A 14,342-nucleotide genomic window follows, 5' to 3' on the forward strand; every position below is an offset into this window, starting at 1 on the left:
TTAACTACGCTCCTCTTCAAGTAAATGTCGGGTAGCAATTTCTGGTGCATGAGCCAGGATCTTACGGTTCGTCCGGCTGAGGCCACGATCAACAAGCCGGGGAATTATGGCATTCAGCTTGGCAAATGCCCGCTCCGGCCAGCCGATAAGCGTCTCCGGGCGTTGATTGACGATCGCCTCAACAATGCGTCTTGCCACGGCATCTGGAGCATCCATTGTCATGCCGGTCGCTCGCGCCATCCTGTCAACCGCTCCGTCGTTGAATGCGGTCTTCGTGTAGCGTGGCGCGATATAGACAACCTTGACCCCGGTGCCACTAAGTTCCCGACGCAGAGCTTCTGAAAATCCGCGCAAGGCGAACTTGCAGGCGCTGTAGACCGGAAACCCGGCAAAACCGATGCTGCCGAAGACAGAACCGATGTTGACAATGATCCCACGCCCGCTCCGCCGCATGCCGACCAGCGCCGCGCGGGCCATGCGGATCGGCACCGTGACATTCGTGGCAATCAGCCCGTCGATATCCTCATCCGGCATATCCGCAAAATGACCAAACCAGTTGATGGCTGCGTTGTTGATCAAGATGTCGATCGGACGATTGCTGTTGGACACGCGTTGCAGAAGTTCCGGATAATCTGATTGTGTCCCGAGAGACATGGCGATCTCGGTTACGGTGATTTCCTCATGCCGCAGTTCGTCAGCAAGTACAGCCAAACGTTCCGGATCGCGCGCAATCAAAGTGAGGTCACATTTCATGCCAGCCAGTCGGCGAGCTATTGCCGCCCCGATGCCGCCGGTGGCGCCTGTGATCAGGACGTGCGGTCGCGAGTTCATGCCGGCGACCGGTCAATGCCACGGAATACATCGGCATAGAGGCGATAGAAGGCCCTGGCCGCATGCACGACCGCCTCCTGATCGTCGCCTTGATCGAAGCGGTTGACGAGGCTGGCGAACACTTTGGTATGTTCAATATCGAGTGTGCCGTGGGACGCCAAATAGGTGAAGGCATTGGCCGGAAGTGCGAGCGCCTTGTGCAGGACATCTGCAGCCTGACTCGCCAATTGTACGCTGGTACCCTCCAGCACATGCGCCATACCGAAGAACACGACCGGATTGCGGCGTAGAATACCATCATAGGCATAGGCGACCATCACCTCGGTCGCATGGCTGGGGGGACTTTGCGTACGGCCGCCGAATTGCCGCCGGCGTGATCTATATCTGACAGAATCCACTCGTCATGGCCGGTCTCTTCATCAATATAGTCAACGATCGCGTCCCGCAACCAACCCATCCGATCGGGCAGACGCGAGCCACACGCCATCAGCAAGGGTACTGTGTGATGCACATGATGATAAGCTTGCGCCAGGAAATCGAGATAGCTTTCGCGTGTGACATCGCCGCGCAAGGCATCTTGAATCAGCGGCACTTCGAACAGCGCCTGTCGTTCCCCTTCGGTGCGAGCGACCAGTTCCTCAAAAAACATCTGCGGCATCCTCTTCATACAAAAAATCAATACGATTTTGATAGATGGCGGCTATCTGTTGACGGCGCAGGCGACCATTCCAAGTCATCAGACCATTGCTCGTGAGGAATGGCTGATCGATCGTCAACCAGCGCCGAATCCTGGCGTAGTCAGGCAGACGATCATTGACGGCTGCGACCTCTCCCGCCACCAGATCTCGACAAGCGTCGTTGCCCTTTGCCAGCGCCTCTGACCGCGGTACGATCACCGCAACGTTCCAGGGCCTAGCCTCGCCGAATACAATGGCCTGGCCGATGGACGGCATCGCGGTGAGTTCGCATTCGACCCAGTCGGGTGCAACATTTCGGCCATAGGCGGTAATGAACATGTTCTTCTTACGCCCAAGCAGATAGAGATAGCCGTCGTCATCGAAGCGACCGATGTCACCGGTTGCAATCGGGCCCGACGCCAGATCTGACACGTCGCCGTTTGGCTCGAGATAGCCCACAGCGCTCGAACCGTCGACCAACACTTCACCATCCTCTGCCAACCTCACATCGCAATGGGGCATTACACGCCCGACGCTGCCGGGACGATTGTGAGTGCGAGTGTTCAGAGAAACGACAGAGCCGCATTCAGACAGTCCATAGCCCTCGAAGACCGGCAATCCCAGGCCCCTCGCCTGTTCCACGGCACCCAGCGGCAATGACGCGCCGCCTACTGCCACATGGCGCAGATAGTCCTGTCGCCATGATGCCTTGTGCACCATCTGCATAAGAACTTTCAGTATCTGCGGTACCGTAACGATGCTGCTCGGCTGATAGCGATCCAGCGCCGTTATCAAATGTTGTGGCTCAAGGCCGGAGGAACCGGTGAACCCCAGAGAGGCGAGTGGCAGCGCACAGATTTCGGCACCAGCCATCAGCGTCACATCGATGCCTGCAATATTCTCCAGCAACGCGGGATAGGGCAGGATGCTGAGGTGCCGATCATGGGAAATGCCCTCAGTGGCAACCAGAAGCGTGTGTGCGACCCTGTCAATAACAGCATCGCTGAGGCAAACACCCTTTGGTTGGCCGGTTGTCCCGGATGTGAAAGTGAGTTTCCGTGCATGCGGTGGCAAAGACGGATGCGCATCGCCTGTTTTGTGATCGAGTCGGAACAGCCGCACCCGCTGCAACTCGAGGTCTTTGCCCAGTGTCGTTTGCGATGGAATCAGTCTGGCCATGGCCAGACGTCCCAGACGCTCGGGCACGTCCGTAACAACAAGATCAACACCCGCACGGCGCAAGACATGATCGATCTGTGCCTCCAAGAAGTATCCAGGCAGCGGTACTGACACGCAGTTTGCCTTTCGGAGCGCCAGATCGGCGACAATCCAGCCGAGCCCATTGTCCATAAAGATTGCGCATCTCTTGCAGGATGCTGCATCCAAAAGGGATGCTGCCTCAGTGACCATCTGCTGCAACTCACTGAAGCTAACGTCACGTCGCTCCGTACGAACTGCGATTCCGTTCGGCCGCGAACATGCCCATTGACCCAGGGCTGTCAGGGAATCCGGGGGCTCCCGCGCGTCACCGCCATGACACCGGGCCCGACGACGCTGTCGCTTCAAGCATGCGATAGCCATTCCGGATATCGCCAGCCATCACCTGCGGTGCGGCTGTGAAATAGTCGCCCCACTTTGCCAGGTCGGCCGGTTCGAGGCGGCTTGGCTCAGCCGCGGCAAGGATCATGGGTTGAAGGCCAAGTCGGGAAAATGCCGCCCGCAGCGCTGTAACGCCAGTAAACACCACCCAATGAAAGTCAGCGTTATAAAGATATCGGGTCAACGTCACGATCAATGATCGGGCGTTTCCGGGCATGGAAGCCAAGTTGCCGACCTCGATCACTTGCGACCGGTCAACGGATCTGCATGCACGCTCCGCGATAACACTCTCGACGGGCTGATCCAGGTATTGTTCCATGTACAGCCTCTCCTTGGCGGCTTCACGCAAGCCAAATGCACAAACCAGCTGGCCATCACCATCTGCCATCGTGAACAGGCGTGGCATCAATGTGTGGAGATCTGCGCCATATGACTTTCGGAAGCGGCCGCGGATAAGTTCTTCAGTGCGAGATCGATCCGTTCCCATGCACTCCCGAAGGACTGACCCTTCAGTGCCTTGGGGCCATTTTGGCAATACTGACATTTCCCTGTCCTCGTCTTTTCGCGACGCATCGATCTCTTCACCCCACAGTCACGCAAAGTGAATGGTCTCTAGACCACGGGCGTCGTCTGTTGCGCGACGGGACCTTAGGCCGGGCATGCTGACGGATCGCTGTCGGTTTAGATGCGACGCATTGACCTCAAGCACGACTCTCGATCATTCACGGGTAAGTGAATGGCGACAGCTTTCAACGCTGTCTTCAACGCTCAGCTAGCTGACTTTATCCTGACAAGGGATTGGACTCTGAACACGAGCAAGGTGCGCGCGTTGATCAGTCTGCGACGGTGCACAATCTCGTTGGCAACGTTCGCCCTGAAATCGAGGGAATCCTCGTTACTGTAGCAGCGCTCCGCAGCAGGGACGGGATGACTCGCGCTACAGCCATGATGGCCACCTGCCCGACATCGTGAAGCATACCAGCTGAAAGGATGCCCGCACGTGCGACTTGCGGGCCAATCTCCGCACGCATCCGGCGATGGTAGACTTCCGCGGCCTCACCAATGAGGCAGGCCTCTGATGCAGCAAATGCCGTATGCAAAGCGATCGACATGCCATCGCCAGTGAAGGATGGCGTCACCGCCAGCTGATCACCGAGGCGGAAGAAGGCACTGTTGTCACAGTTGTTCGGATGGTGAACGAACCCAAAGGGGATGCGCGAGATGGCCAGCGGGCGCTCCAGTTCCTCGACAGCACCCATCAGCCGGTCGCGCAATTGGAGGGTCTCCAGTTTCAGGCTTGCGATGAGACTCATCCAATCCTGACCAGCCTCGTCGAAACGCTTGCGTCGCATCAACAGACAAAGATTGGCGAGGTCGCCCTCGACCATCTGCAAGCCTGCATAGCCGCCACGGAACAGGATGATTTCAACCTGCTCCCGCAGGGCATCGACCTGATCCGGCGCCAAACGGAGATAGGTTTTCAACCCGATCAGGTCGTTCGGCCTTGCGGATGACCTGCGCCCAGCCCCACGGATTTCATGCTTGCCACAGGCGAGGAACAGCGCCTCGGGGCGCACTTCTCCGATCTCATCCACAACAAGTCGCATTTCCCCCGTCAGATCAATTTCCCGAATGACATGACCCCGTATCACTTCGGCACCGTGGCTGGTAGCCAGCTCCAGCAGCGCCTCGTCCAGCACATGACGCGACAAGCTCATGCCGCGGAACGGCAAGTCAGCACCAATGGCATGCTTCCGATGCAAAAGCCGAACGCGATCGATCGGAATAGCGCCGAGTTTCGCAAGATCGAGGCCCAACTCGGAAAGATAGTGTTGAGCCTCGTAGCTCAGGAACTCCCCGCATACTTTGTGCTTGGCACTTCGTTCACGTTCGATCACGCAGACGGCCCTTCCGGCCCGCGCCAGAAGGCAGGCAGCCGCGGCCCCGGCCAGGCCGCCGCCCGCGATGACCAATGGCTTCCGGGTCGCCCTCATTGCCCTCTCGAAGAATGATCGAGTTTCATTCTACTCACGCAATAGCGGAACGGCATGTGCCAGCGAATTGTCGCTGATACACCGGCTAGCCTCAGGAACGCCTCCCAATCCCCGCGACGGAAGCTGCGAGCGATCGAGACCGGACCATCGTGGCGCACGAATCGATGCCAGCCAGCGATCCCAGCCATCAACCGGAAAATGTGATATGGGGCAGGATGCCGATGAAGGTCGTTGATGAACCATCCGCCGATCGACTGACCTTCCAGCAAACGCAAGAACGAGACCACCTCGTCATTCGACAGGTGATGCGTCAGGAGCGAGCAGATGATGAAGTCGAACTGCGGCGACGCCGGCAACGCAAACACATCGCCTGTTCGGTAGTCGATCTGCATATGGGACGGCGTTGCCCGCTTCGCAGCGGCTACGCTCAGCGGATTGAGATCGACACCCACCAATTCGGCCTTCAAGCCGCGCCGTTGGCACATTTCCCAGATGGCTCGCAGCATATCGCCCTGGCCGAAACCGACGTCGAGAACCGTGATGGCACTCCCGGCTGGGAGCGGGCGGAGCGCTGCAGCCAGCCAGGACAAAGTCGGCTGCTTCGCCATCGTGAGGCGATTGACGGTCGCAAGATCTGCTAGGCAGGCCGCGAAATCATCGGCCGTAACGATCTCGGTATCCATAAGCTCCGGGAGCGTGCTGCGCTGGGCAAAGTCCATGGCCGGTCATGCCGCGAGGGAAAATCGGGCCGTCTCCGCCACCATGCCGGGGCCGAAGGCCATGGCCATGCCACGAGACAGAGAGCTTGCCTGGAGTTTTGGCTTGCGCAGCATCCGCTCCAGCACGAACATGATGGTGGCCGAGGACATGTTGCCATAGTCACGCAACACGGCGCGCGAATGGTCAAGCGCGTCCGCGGCCAGCGACAACCCATGCTCGACAGCATCAAGAATGCTCTTACCGCCGGCATGAACGGCCCAGAGGTCGACCGCCTGGGTTCCCTCCCCGCGCAACAGTCCATCAGGCCCTTCGCGCCCCATTTCCTGGCGCAAGGACTGGCTGATCCGCTTCGGAACCTCACCTGACAGATACATGTCGAAACCCTGATCGCCAATCTGCCAAGTAATGAGATTCGCCGTTTCCGGAATGATGACCGATCTGAAATCCTCAAGCGCGATGCCGCTCTCTTCGCTGGATATCAGGGCAGCAGCGCAGCCATCCCCAAACAAGAGAAAAGACAGCATGGCTTCGAGATCGTCTGTCTCCTGAAGATGCAGCGTGCAAAGTTCAAGGTTGACCACAAGGATGCGCGCCATGGGTTCGGAGCGAATGATGTGATGTGCCGCGCGCAATGCGGGGATCGCCGCGGAGCAACCCATGAAGCCGATCATCTGTCGCTCAACATTGATTGAGAGTCCCAACCGATGCGCCAGTTGCAGATCGAGGCCCGGCGCGCTGAAGCCGGTGCAGGATGCGACGATGAGATGGGTTATGCCCGCCATTTTCCGGTCGAGCATCAGGCCATCGATCGCCTGCCCAGCCAAAGCCAGCGCGTCCGGCGCATAGCGCTCCATACGCCGCGCCGTGGTGGGGAAATTGCCGTGTTCATAGAACCGCACGCCATCGACTGCCGTGAGAACGTCGCTCCCAACCGGCAGGAATGAATAGCGGTGAGATATCCCGCTGCGCCGAGCAGCACGATCGAACAAGCGGATACGATCCAGGTTCCCCAGCATATGGCGGGCGTGGGCGAGAAAGCCCTCGTGGACATCATGGGGTGGCACCGCGATACCGATGCGATTGATGTGAGCTTTGGCGACTGTCTTCATATTTGTCACGGCTGTCTCTGCTTTCTGGCCAATACTGACTGTTCGATCTGAGCGACTGGCGCTCGTCCGAGCCCAATCTTGGGGTGGGACTCCGGTTTCGCGCGCTACACGTAGCTGACAATCAATGGCTGCCGAGTGAAATGGTTCACTTTACGATCGCACCATCACATATTAGCTCTGATGGCAGCCACATCACGGAGAAGAACAGATGCCCGCCTATTGTATCGTCTACGAGCATATTGACGATCCAGCGCTATTCGAGATCTATCGGTCACAGGTCATGCCGACGATCAATGCCTTTGGGGGCAAGTTCCTTGTCCGCGGTGGCAAGTTTACCACCCTGGAAGGCGAAATGCCGTTCGAACGGATTGCCATGCTGGAGTTTCCCAGCCGCCAAATTGCCGAGGATTGGTATAACTCACCGGAATACCAGCGAATTTTGCCCTACCGTCTCAAATCAACGCGCTGCCAGTTCATTGTTGTCGATGGGGTGGACTGATGCGGAGCCCGACATCTGGCGCTTGAGCAGCAGAGCCACCAGCAACGCTGCGAACCAGAGCGTGGCCGTTGCCGCGAAGGAGACGGTCCGGAACCCGGCTAGCGTGTAGACGGTGCCGAAAATGGCGCCGCCAAGGCCCACGGCGACATAGGTGATGAACGAGAAGAGCCCCATTGCGGTGCTGCGCGCCGCCGGCGGCGCCGTGCTGATAAAGGAGACCAGCACGTTCATGCAGACATGGTTGGCAAGGCCCCAGACGAAGGGGAACAGGAACACCGACCAGATCGCCAACATGGCAAAGGGCAGGATCACGTAATTGAGGCCGACCGCGAACAGCGACAGCGCCATGACCCGGACTGGACCCAGCCGATCCAGCCAGGAATTGCACAGAATGGCGGAACCGAAACCAATGCCGTAGGAACAGGCAACCACACCACCCAGCCAGGCACCGGCCTGGTGTAGGTTGCGCACATGATCGCCGATGAAAGTATAGGTCTGATAGAAGCCGATCATGTAGGCAAAAGTCGCGATCAGGCAGAGCTTCATCCCCGGCACGCTGAACACCTGCGAATAGGAAATGCGCTCCGACGCGATGGTGCCGCTGCCGCGTGGAACAAGGCCGACCACGGCCACCATGACCATGCTGACCATGGAAATGAGGCCGAATGTGCTGCGCCAATCGAGGAGGTCGGCCAGGAAGGCAGCGAGTGGAATGCCGCCAACCATGGCAACGGACCAGCCGAAGATCACCTTGCCGATGGCGCGCGAACGCATCTCGGGTGCCGACAATTCCGCGGCAAGGCCATAGGTCGCCGGCAGGATGATCCCTGCCGAGAGTCCGGTCACGAATTGCCCAGCCACCAGAACACGCCAATCCCAGGCGAGGCCGCAAAGTGCGAGACCCAGCGCCATGACGGCAAAGGCGAGTTGAATCGCCAATGCCTTGCGCCACTGACCGAGCCGAGGGGCGGCCAACAACGCCGCCAACGCAACGCCAACGCCGTAGGCGCCGGTTGCAAAGCCGATCTCCCGCGGCGATGCGTGCAAAGCGGCTGCGATGTCCGGCAGCAGGGGCGAGAGCATCAGGGCTTGGATTCCAACCGCGGCGATCCCGCACATCAAGATCAACAGGCTGCCGCTGGAGGATTGGATCACATTGTTACTGGACATGAAACTAACTATGTTTTGTCAATTTATACAATTGCCGTACTATGTTATAATCTCACTTACAATAGGCAAATTTCTTACTCTAACGCCATTCGAAAAGCCGAGCTCATGGACGCCACCGACCGAAAATTGTTAGGCCTGCTCGCCGACGATGCCACCATCGCATATCGCGATTTGGGCGAGAAGTTGGGCCTCTCCGCCCCCTCCGTCTTCGAGCGGGTCAAGAAACTAAAGGCGCAGGGAGTCATCAAGCAGACCACCATCGCCATCGACGGCGAGGCGATCGGCCGGCCGCTCATGGCCTTCGTCCATGTCATGACCGAAGGTTGGGGCAAGACGCCGGAAATGATGGCCCTCGAGACCGATCCACGGGTGGAAGAAATCCATGCCGTGGCCGGCGACACCTGCATGATCCTGAAGGTCCGTTGCGAAGGAACCCGCGCGCTGGAGCAGTTGCTGAAGGCCATCTATGACATTCCCGGCGTCAAGGAGACTCGCTCCTACATCGCGCTCAACACCTATCTTGAACGCAATGTGCGGGTGGAACTGGCCTCAGGCTGAACAGTTCCCGCTCAGTACATCCGGCCTTTGCCGCTCGGGCCCTTGTATTCCTGGATCGAGTTGCCGCCATCGACCACCAGCATCTGCCCGGTGACATAGGATGCGTCGCGGCTGGCAAGGAACGCTGCCACGGCCGCAACCTCGTCGGGTCGGCCCGGACGCTTCGCCGGCGTATGATTGCCGGCGACAATCTCGGATTTTGCGGATGAACCTGTCTGGATCCAGCCTGGCGCCACCGCATTCACCGTGATGCCCTTGTCGGCGACTTCGATCGCGAGTGCGCGCGTCAGGCCCACCATGGCGGCCTTGGCGGCAGAATAGCCGGCGCTACGCGGGTTGGTCACCAGCGGCCCGGTGACCGAGGCGATGTTGACAATGCGGCCATATTTCCGCCGCAGCATCTGCGGCAGCACGGCGCGGCTGACATGAAAACATGTGTTGAGGTTGATATCCATGGTGCGCAGCCAGTCTTCGACAGCGATCTCGTGGAAGAGGCGCGCCCGTTCGCGCTTGCCGGTCTGGATCATGCCGGCATTGTTGACCAGGATGTCGATCCTGCCGAGCCCGGTATTCACACCCTTCACGAGTTGCGCGACCGCTTCGGCGTCGGTGAGGTCGGCAATGAGCGCCAGATGCTGGTCTGCACCGCCCATGTCCTTGAGCCGGGATTTGATGCGGTTGGTGGTTGACGTTATCGCCACCCGAGCACCTGCCGCCGCCAGTGCCTGGGCGATGGCAAAGCCGATCCCATCTGGGCTGCCCGCCCCGGTCACCAGGGCCACCTGGCCGGTCAATGTCGTCATTCCTGCGTCCTCTGCTGGCATGTGCGGCAGCGGAGACTAGCGCGGCACCTTTTCAATTGACAGTCCGTCGCGCCAGTCCTACCAAACGATCGATTGCTGGGCGCATGTTGGCCCCGGCCTATGTCAGGAACTGTCACATGAACCGGGCACAATCCACCGCCGCAGAGCCTCCCAGTACGCGCTCAACTGGCGCGGCGCGGACCATCACAGGCCCGGACTCATCCGCAAGCACAGGCTGCCACTAACCATCTGAGCCTGTTGCTGCCGATGCCTTCGGGTGGAACGTCACCATTCGTTTACCTTCGGAGGCCGGCATGATCACCGCTTATGTCCACCAAGAGGACGTCCTCACCAAGATCGTCGTGAGCGGGCTCGCAACACGTCCCGTCGTGACCGACCTGCCCGCCGCCGAGATGCTACCGAGCCGCCTGCAGGATGCCGCCGACCATGCCGCCGAGACCTTGCCGCGCGATGCCGTCTGGGTCGATCTCCTGGAGCCCACCCCGACTGAAATCCAGGCGGTCGAGACTGCCTTCGCCATCGAGGTGCCAACACGCGAAGAAATGCATGAGATCGAGGCCAGCAGTCGCCTCTACAGCGAAGAAGGCAGTTTGGTGATGACGGTTCCCGTCTTGCACAAGGCCGCGACCGAGCATCCGGAGAGCGGCGCGGTCACCTTCATCCTCACGCCGACCGCCTTGATCACCGTGCGGTTTGTCGACCCCCTGCCCTTCGCGGTCTTTGCGCGGCGCGCCCTGCGTCACCCCAACATTGCAACCGGCGCGCAGCCGATTCTTCTCGGCCTGCTCGAAGGTATTGCTGACCGCCTCGCCGATATCCTGGAACTGGCCGCAGCTGATATGGAGCAAGTCTCGCGCGACATTTTCTCCAAGCAAACCGGTGCCATAGGTTCACGGTCGCAGAACAAGGGTCGCGGCGCACATAAGAGCAGCAGCCTCCAGGATGTGTTGCGGCGTATTGGTCGCAACGGCGATCTTGCCACCAAGGCACGGGACAGCCTGCTCGGCCTCAGCCGCGTCGTATTGTTTCTCAACGCGCAGAACAACATGAAGAAGGACGTCAAGACGCGCGTCAAAACACTGTCGCGCGACGTCGCTTCGATCGCCGATCACGCGACCTTCCTCGCCGGAAAGATCAACTTCCTGCTGGACGCGACGTTGGGCCTCATCAATATCGAGCAGAACGCCATTATCAAGATCTTTACGGTGGCGGCCGTGGCCTTTCTGCCGCCCACCTTGATTGCCAGCATCTACGGCATGAATTTCGAGCATATGCCGGAACTGTCCTGGGATTACGGCTATCTCGTCGCCATCGGCCTGATGGTGCTCTCGGCCGTCCTGCCCTTCTGGTATTTTCGTAAACGCGGCTGGCTCTGAGTTAACCTCCTCGCCAGGCATTTGACGCCTTCGCTGCATTGCGGCAGCGCAACAGCCCATTGCGCCTCAAGGGGTTAAGCCCGCCTCTTGCTAATCCCCCTGGGCAGTCGTTATCAATGGCGCCTCTTTGGCCCGTCGCGGCCGCAGCAGAAGGACAGAGTGCACGCATCATGGAATTATCGGAAGCCGGCCTGCCGAAGGCGCAGGTCGAGGCGATGACAAAGCGAGAGACTGACCGCTACATCCAGTCCAACCCGATTTCACAGCAGCTGGGCGAGGCAGCCCGCGCCAACTGGATCAAGGGTGTGCCGCATCATTGGATGCTGGATTGGTCGACTCCTTCCCTCTCTTTGTCGCCGATGCCAAAGGTGCGACACTCACCGACGCCGACGGCCACACCTATGACGATTTCTGCCTGGGTGATACCGGGTCGATGTTCGGCCATTCACCGGAACCGGTCGCCAAGGCCATCGCCGCGCAGGCATCCCACGGCCTCACCTATATGTTGCCGACGGAAGACATCATTGCCGTTGGCCGGCTGCTTGAACAGATGTTCGGCCTGCCGCAATGGCAAGTGACGACGACGGCGACGGATGCCAACCGCTTCGTCATTCGCTGGTGCCGTGCCATCACCAAGCGCACCAAGGTGCTGGTTTTCCACGGCGCCTATCATGGCGCGGTCGACGACACCTTCGTGCGCCTGAAGAATGGCAAAGCCATTCACCGGCCGGGCCTCATCGGCCAGGTCTATGACCTCACCACACATACCAAGGTGGTCGAGTTCAACGATGTGGCGGCGCTGGAAGCGGCCCTCAAGGAACGCGACGTCGCCTGTGTCATCACAGAGCCAGCCCTCACCAATATCGGCATGGTGCTGCCACAGTCGGGTTTCCTCGATGCCCTGCAGAAGCTTTGCCGCAAGACCGAAACCCTGCTGGTAATCGACGAAACGCATACGATCTCGACTGGCTATGGCGGCTACACCCGCACCCATGATCTGAAGCCGGATTTTCTCACCTTGGGAAAGCCCGTCGCCGGCGGCTTACCGACGGCCGTCTTTGGCTGTACAGCCGAAATAGCCGCCCGCATGCGCGTCGCGGAACAGGAGGCGGGATCGGGCTATAGCGGCATGGGCACGACGCTGTCCGCCAACGCCCTCCAGTTCAAGGCGATGCGCGCCAATCTTGAGCATGTCATGACGCCGGCAGCCTATGATCACATGTTGCCGCTGTCAGAAAAACTTGCCCGTGGCATCGAAGCGGAAATCCGCAAGCGGGATATCCCCTGGCATGTCTCCAATGTCGGTGCGCGCGCCGAGTTTGTCTGCGCGCCAAATCGGCCGCGCAACGGGACCGAAGCACAGGCCGCCATGCATGGTCCGGTGGAACTCGCTGTCCATCTCTATCTACTCAACCGAGGTCTTTTGATCGCGCCCTTCCACAACATGACGCTGGTCAGTCCCGTGACGACGCCGGCGCAAGTGGATCGGTTGGTCGCGACGATCGGCCAATGTCTGGACGAATTGGCTGCCTGATCTGGCGCCGTTCTAAATTTTGGGGGTTTCTATGAGTACGACTGTCAGCAATATCGCCGAATGTGATGCCTTCCTCGCCGCCCATCCGGACGTGAAGTTCGTCCAGATTTTCTTCACCAACCAATCCGGCGTACCGCGCGGCAAGAATCTGCTGCGCCAGGACATCCGCCCGATCTTCGAATATGCCCGCTTCCTGCCCGGCACCATGCTGGCGCTCGATATCACCGGCGAGGATGTCGAGGAATCCGGTCTGGTCTGGGCCGATGGCGATGCCGACCGGCTGGGCAAACCTGCCCCGGGCGGCCTGACCCTGGCGCCCTGGCTGGGCGATGATTTCGCGCAGATGATGCTGTCTGTCTATGAACTCGACGGCACGCCCTGCGACGTCGATCCGCGCCATGTGCTGAAATCCGTCATCGACCGGTTCAAGGAGTTCAACCTCATCCCGGTTGTCGCCTGCGAGATGGAGTTCTATCCCATCGACCGGCAACGCCGTGCCGACGGCACGCTGCAGCCGCCGGTCTCCGCGGTGACCGGCAACCGCTCCTGGGACATTCAGGCCTATGGCCTGCGGGAGCTGGACGATTTCGAACCCTTTTTCCGTGACGTCTATGCCATGGGCGAGAAGATCGGGCTGCCGCTCGAATCCGCCATCTCCGAGTATGCGCCGGGCCAGATGGAGTTGGGCCTCCGTCACCAGGCCGATGCGCTCCAGGCCTGCGACGAGGCGGTGAAGTACAAGCGCCTGGTGAAGGGTGTCGCCGTCCGCCATGGCTTCGAGGCGACCTTCATGGCCAAACCGCACAGCGATATCGCGGGGTCCGGCATGCATCTCCATGTCAGCCTCGCCAATCCGGACGGCAGCAACGCCTTTGCCAGCGATGACCCGGCCGGTACGCCGCTCCTCGCCCAAGCCGTCGCCGGCATGCAGGCGCTGCTCAACGACTCGATGGCGATCTTCGCGCCCAACGCCAATTCCTACCGCCGCTTCCGGGCCAACTCCTACGCACCGGTCGCCCCCACCTGGGGTATCAATAATAGAACGGTGAGCTTCCGTGTGCCGGCTGGTCCGGCCAAATCGCGCCATATCGAGCACCGGATCTGCGGCGCGGATGCCAACCCCTATCTCGCCGTGGCGGCGATGCTGGCGGCGGTGCATTGGGGCCTCAAGCAGAAGCTCGATCCCGGTGCGCCGATCGAGGGCAATGGCTATGCCAAGGCCCAGGAAATGGGCTTAACTATCCCCACCAACTGGCAGGCGGCCATTGATCTGTTCACCCGCTCGACACGGATGAAGGAGTATCTCGGCGAGCGCTTCCACCACGTTTTTGCAGCCGTGAAACAGGCCGAATACGACCGCTTTAACGCCCGCGTGACCGAACTCGATTACGCGTGGTATTTGCGCAACGCCTGAGGGATCGCAAATAAGGTCACAGCCTTGGCACCACACG

Annotated in this window: 12 protein-coding genes and 2 pseudogenes; 5 read left to right on the forward strand and 9 right to left on the reverse strand. The window is 59.9% G+C overall.

Annotated elements, in window-relative coordinates; genetic code table 11:
• The 7 genes and pseudogenes from IPK59_18500 to IPK59_18530 form a co-directional block, all read right to left on the reverse strand.
• On the reverse strand, nucleotides 1–831 hold the full coding sequence (locus IPK59_18500) for an SDR family oxidoreductase (GenBank protein MBK8160663.1): 831 nt from the start codon (nucleotides 829–831) through the stop codon (nucleotides 1–3).
• Nucleotides 828–1,489, reverse strand: a pseudogene (locus IPK59_18505) (iron-containing redox enzyme family protein). Before IPK59_18505 ends, IPK59_18500 begins: the two are co-directional and overlap by 4 nt.
• The gene (locus IPK59_18510; protein MBK8160664.1) at nucleotides 1,470–3,074 is read right to left on the reverse strand and encodes an AMP-binding protein; all 1,605 of its coding nucleotides are present in this window, start codon (nucleotides 3,072–3,074) and stop codon (nucleotides 1,470–1,472) included. The pseudogene IPK59_18505 and the gene IPK59_18510 overlap by 20 nt, the downstream one beginning before the upstream one ends.
• Nucleotides 3,034–3,594: a thermostable hemolysin gene (locus IPK59_18515; GenBank protein ID MBK8160665.1), complete on the reverse strand. Its 561-nt coding sequence runs from the start codon at nucleotides 3,592–3,594 to the stop codon at nucleotides 3,034–3,036. The genes IPK59_18510 and IPK59_18515 overlap by 41 nt, the downstream gene beginning before the upstream one ends.
• A 346-nt stretch (nucleotides 3,595–3,940) precedes the next feature.
• On the reverse strand, nucleotides 3,941–5,080 hold the full coding sequence (locus IPK59_18520) for an NAD(P)-binding protein (protein MBK8160666.1): 1,140 nt from the start codon (nucleotides 5,078–5,080) through the stop codon (nucleotides 3,941–3,943).
• A 17-nt stretch (nucleotides 5,081–5,097) separates the two neighbouring features.
• On the reverse strand, nucleotides 5,098–5,820 hold the full coding sequence (locus IPK59_18525; protein MBK8160667.1) for a methyltransferase domain-containing protein: 723 nt from the start codon (nucleotides 5,818–5,820) through the stop codon (nucleotides 5,098–5,100).
• 6 nt (nucleotides 5,821–5,826) lie between these two features.
• Nucleotides 5,827–6,930, reverse strand: coding sequence for a type III polyketide synthase (locus IPK59_18530; GenBank protein ID MBK8160668.1), 1,104 nt, complete (start codon nucleotides 6,928–6,930; stop codon nucleotides 5,827–5,829).
• A gap of 208 nt (nucleotides 6,931–7,138) precedes the next feature.
• Here IPK59_18530 and IPK59_18535 point away from each other — a divergent pair, with 208 nt between their 5' ends.
• Nucleotides 7,139–7,429: a DUF1330 domain-containing protein gene (locus IPK59_18535; protein ID MBK8160669.1), complete on the forward strand. Its 291-nt coding sequence runs from the start codon at nucleotides 7,139–7,141 to the stop codon at nucleotides 7,427–7,429.
• Here the strand turns inward: IPK59_18535 and IPK59_18540 are convergent.
• Nucleotides 7,388–8,599, reverse strand: coding sequence for an MFS transporter (locus tag IPK59_18540; GenBank protein MBK8160670.1), 1,212 nt, complete (start codon nucleotides 8,597–8,599; stop codon nucleotides 7,388–7,390). The two genes, IPK59_18535 and IPK59_18540, sit on opposite strands and share 42 nt — an antisense overlap.
• A 105-nt stretch (nucleotides 8,600–8,704) precedes the next feature.
• On the opposite strand from IPK59_18540, the gene IPK59_18545 reads away from it, so the two are divergent.
• Nucleotides 8,705–9,157: an Lrp/AsnC family transcriptional regulator gene (locus tag IPK59_18545; GenBank protein MBK8160671.1), complete on the forward strand. Its 453-nt coding sequence runs from the start codon at nucleotides 8,705–8,707 to the stop codon at nucleotides 9,155–9,157.
• A gap of 11 nt (nucleotides 9,158–9,168) precedes the next feature.
• Here IPK59_18545 and IPK59_18550 read toward each other — a convergent pair whose 3' ends face one another.
• Nucleotides 9,169–9,960 carry an SDR family oxidoreductase gene (locus IPK59_18550; protein ID MBK8160672.1) on the reverse strand — a complete coding sequence of 264 codons (792 nt, stop codon included), beginning with the start codon at nucleotides 9,958–9,960 and terminating at the stop codon, nucleotides 9,169–9,171.
• A 413-nt stretch (nucleotides 9,961–10,373) separates the two neighbouring features.
• On the opposite strand from IPK59_18550, the gene IPK59_18555 reads away from it, so the two are divergent.
• The 3 genes and pseudogenes from IPK59_18555 to IPK59_18565 all read left to right on the forward strand — a co-directional run bounded on the left by IPK59_18555 (nucleotide 10,374) and on the right by IPK59_18565 (nucleotide 14,305).
• On the forward strand, nucleotides 10,374–11,357 hold the full coding sequence (locus IPK59_18555) for a magnesium transporter CorA family protein (GenBank protein MBK8160673.1): 984 nt from the start codon (nucleotides 10,374–10,376) through the stop codon (nucleotides 11,355–11,357).
• Nucleotides 11,358–11,527: 170 nt separating this feature from the next.
• Nucleotides 11,528–12,891: pseudogene (locus tag IPK59_18560) on the forward strand (aspartate aminotransferase family protein).
• A 31-nt stretch (nucleotides 12,892–12,922) separates the two neighbouring features.
• Complete coding sequence (locus IPK59_18565; protein MBK8160674.1) at nucleotides 12,923–14,305, forward strand: glutamine synthetase; 1,383 nt, start codon at nucleotides 12,923–12,925, stop codon at nucleotides 14,303–14,305.
• The last annotated feature ends 37 nt before the right edge of the window (nucleotides 14,306–14,342 follow it).

The organism is Rhodospirillaceae bacterium (genome assembly GCA_016712715.1).
GTDB lineage: Bacteria > Pseudomonadota > Alphaproteobacteria > Dongiales > Dongiaceae > Dongia.

Excerpts from the sequence above, each read along its gene's own strand:
- IPK59_18515 (MBK8160665.1), bottom strand. The coding sequence starts at position 3,594 with ATGGGAACGGATCGATCTCGCACTGAAGAACTTATCCGCGGCCGCTTC.
- IPK59_18500 (MBK8160663.1), bottom strand. The coding sequence starts at position 831 with ATGAACTCGCGACCGCACGTCCTGATCACAGGCGCCACCGGCGGCATC.
- IPK59_18540 (MBK8160670.1), bottom strand. The coding sequence starts at position 8,599 with ATGTCCAGTAACAATGTGATCCAATCCTCCAGCGGCAGCCTGTTGATC.
- IPK59_18545 (MBK8160671.1), top strand. The coding sequence starts at position 8,705 with ATGGACGCCACCGACCGAAAATTGTTAGGCCTGCTCGCCGACGATGCC.
- IPK59_18525 (MBK8160667.1), bottom strand. The coding sequence starts at position 5,820 with ATGGACTTTGCCCAGCGCAGCACGCTCCCGGAGCTTATGGATACCGAG.
- IPK59_18550 (MBK8160672.1), bottom strand. The coding sequence starts at position 9,960 with ATGACGACATTGACCGGCCAGGTGGCCCTGGTGACCGGGGCGGGCAGC.
- IPK59_18535 (MBK8160669.1), top strand. The coding sequence starts at position 7,139 with ATGCCCGCCTATTGTATCGTCTACGAGCATATTGACGATCCAGCGCTA.
- IPK59_18555 (MBK8160673.1), top strand. The coding sequence starts at position 10,374 with ATGCTACCGAGCCGCCTGCAGGATGCCGCCGACCATGCCGCCGAGACC.
- IPK59_18565 (MBK8160674.1), top strand. The coding sequence starts at position 12,923 with ATGAGTACGACTGTCAGCAATATCGCCGAATGTGATGCCTTCCTCGCC.
- IPK59_18530 (MBK8160668.1), bottom strand. The coding sequence starts at position 6,930 with ATGAAGACAGTCGCCAAAGCTCACATCAATCGCATCGGTATCGCGGTG.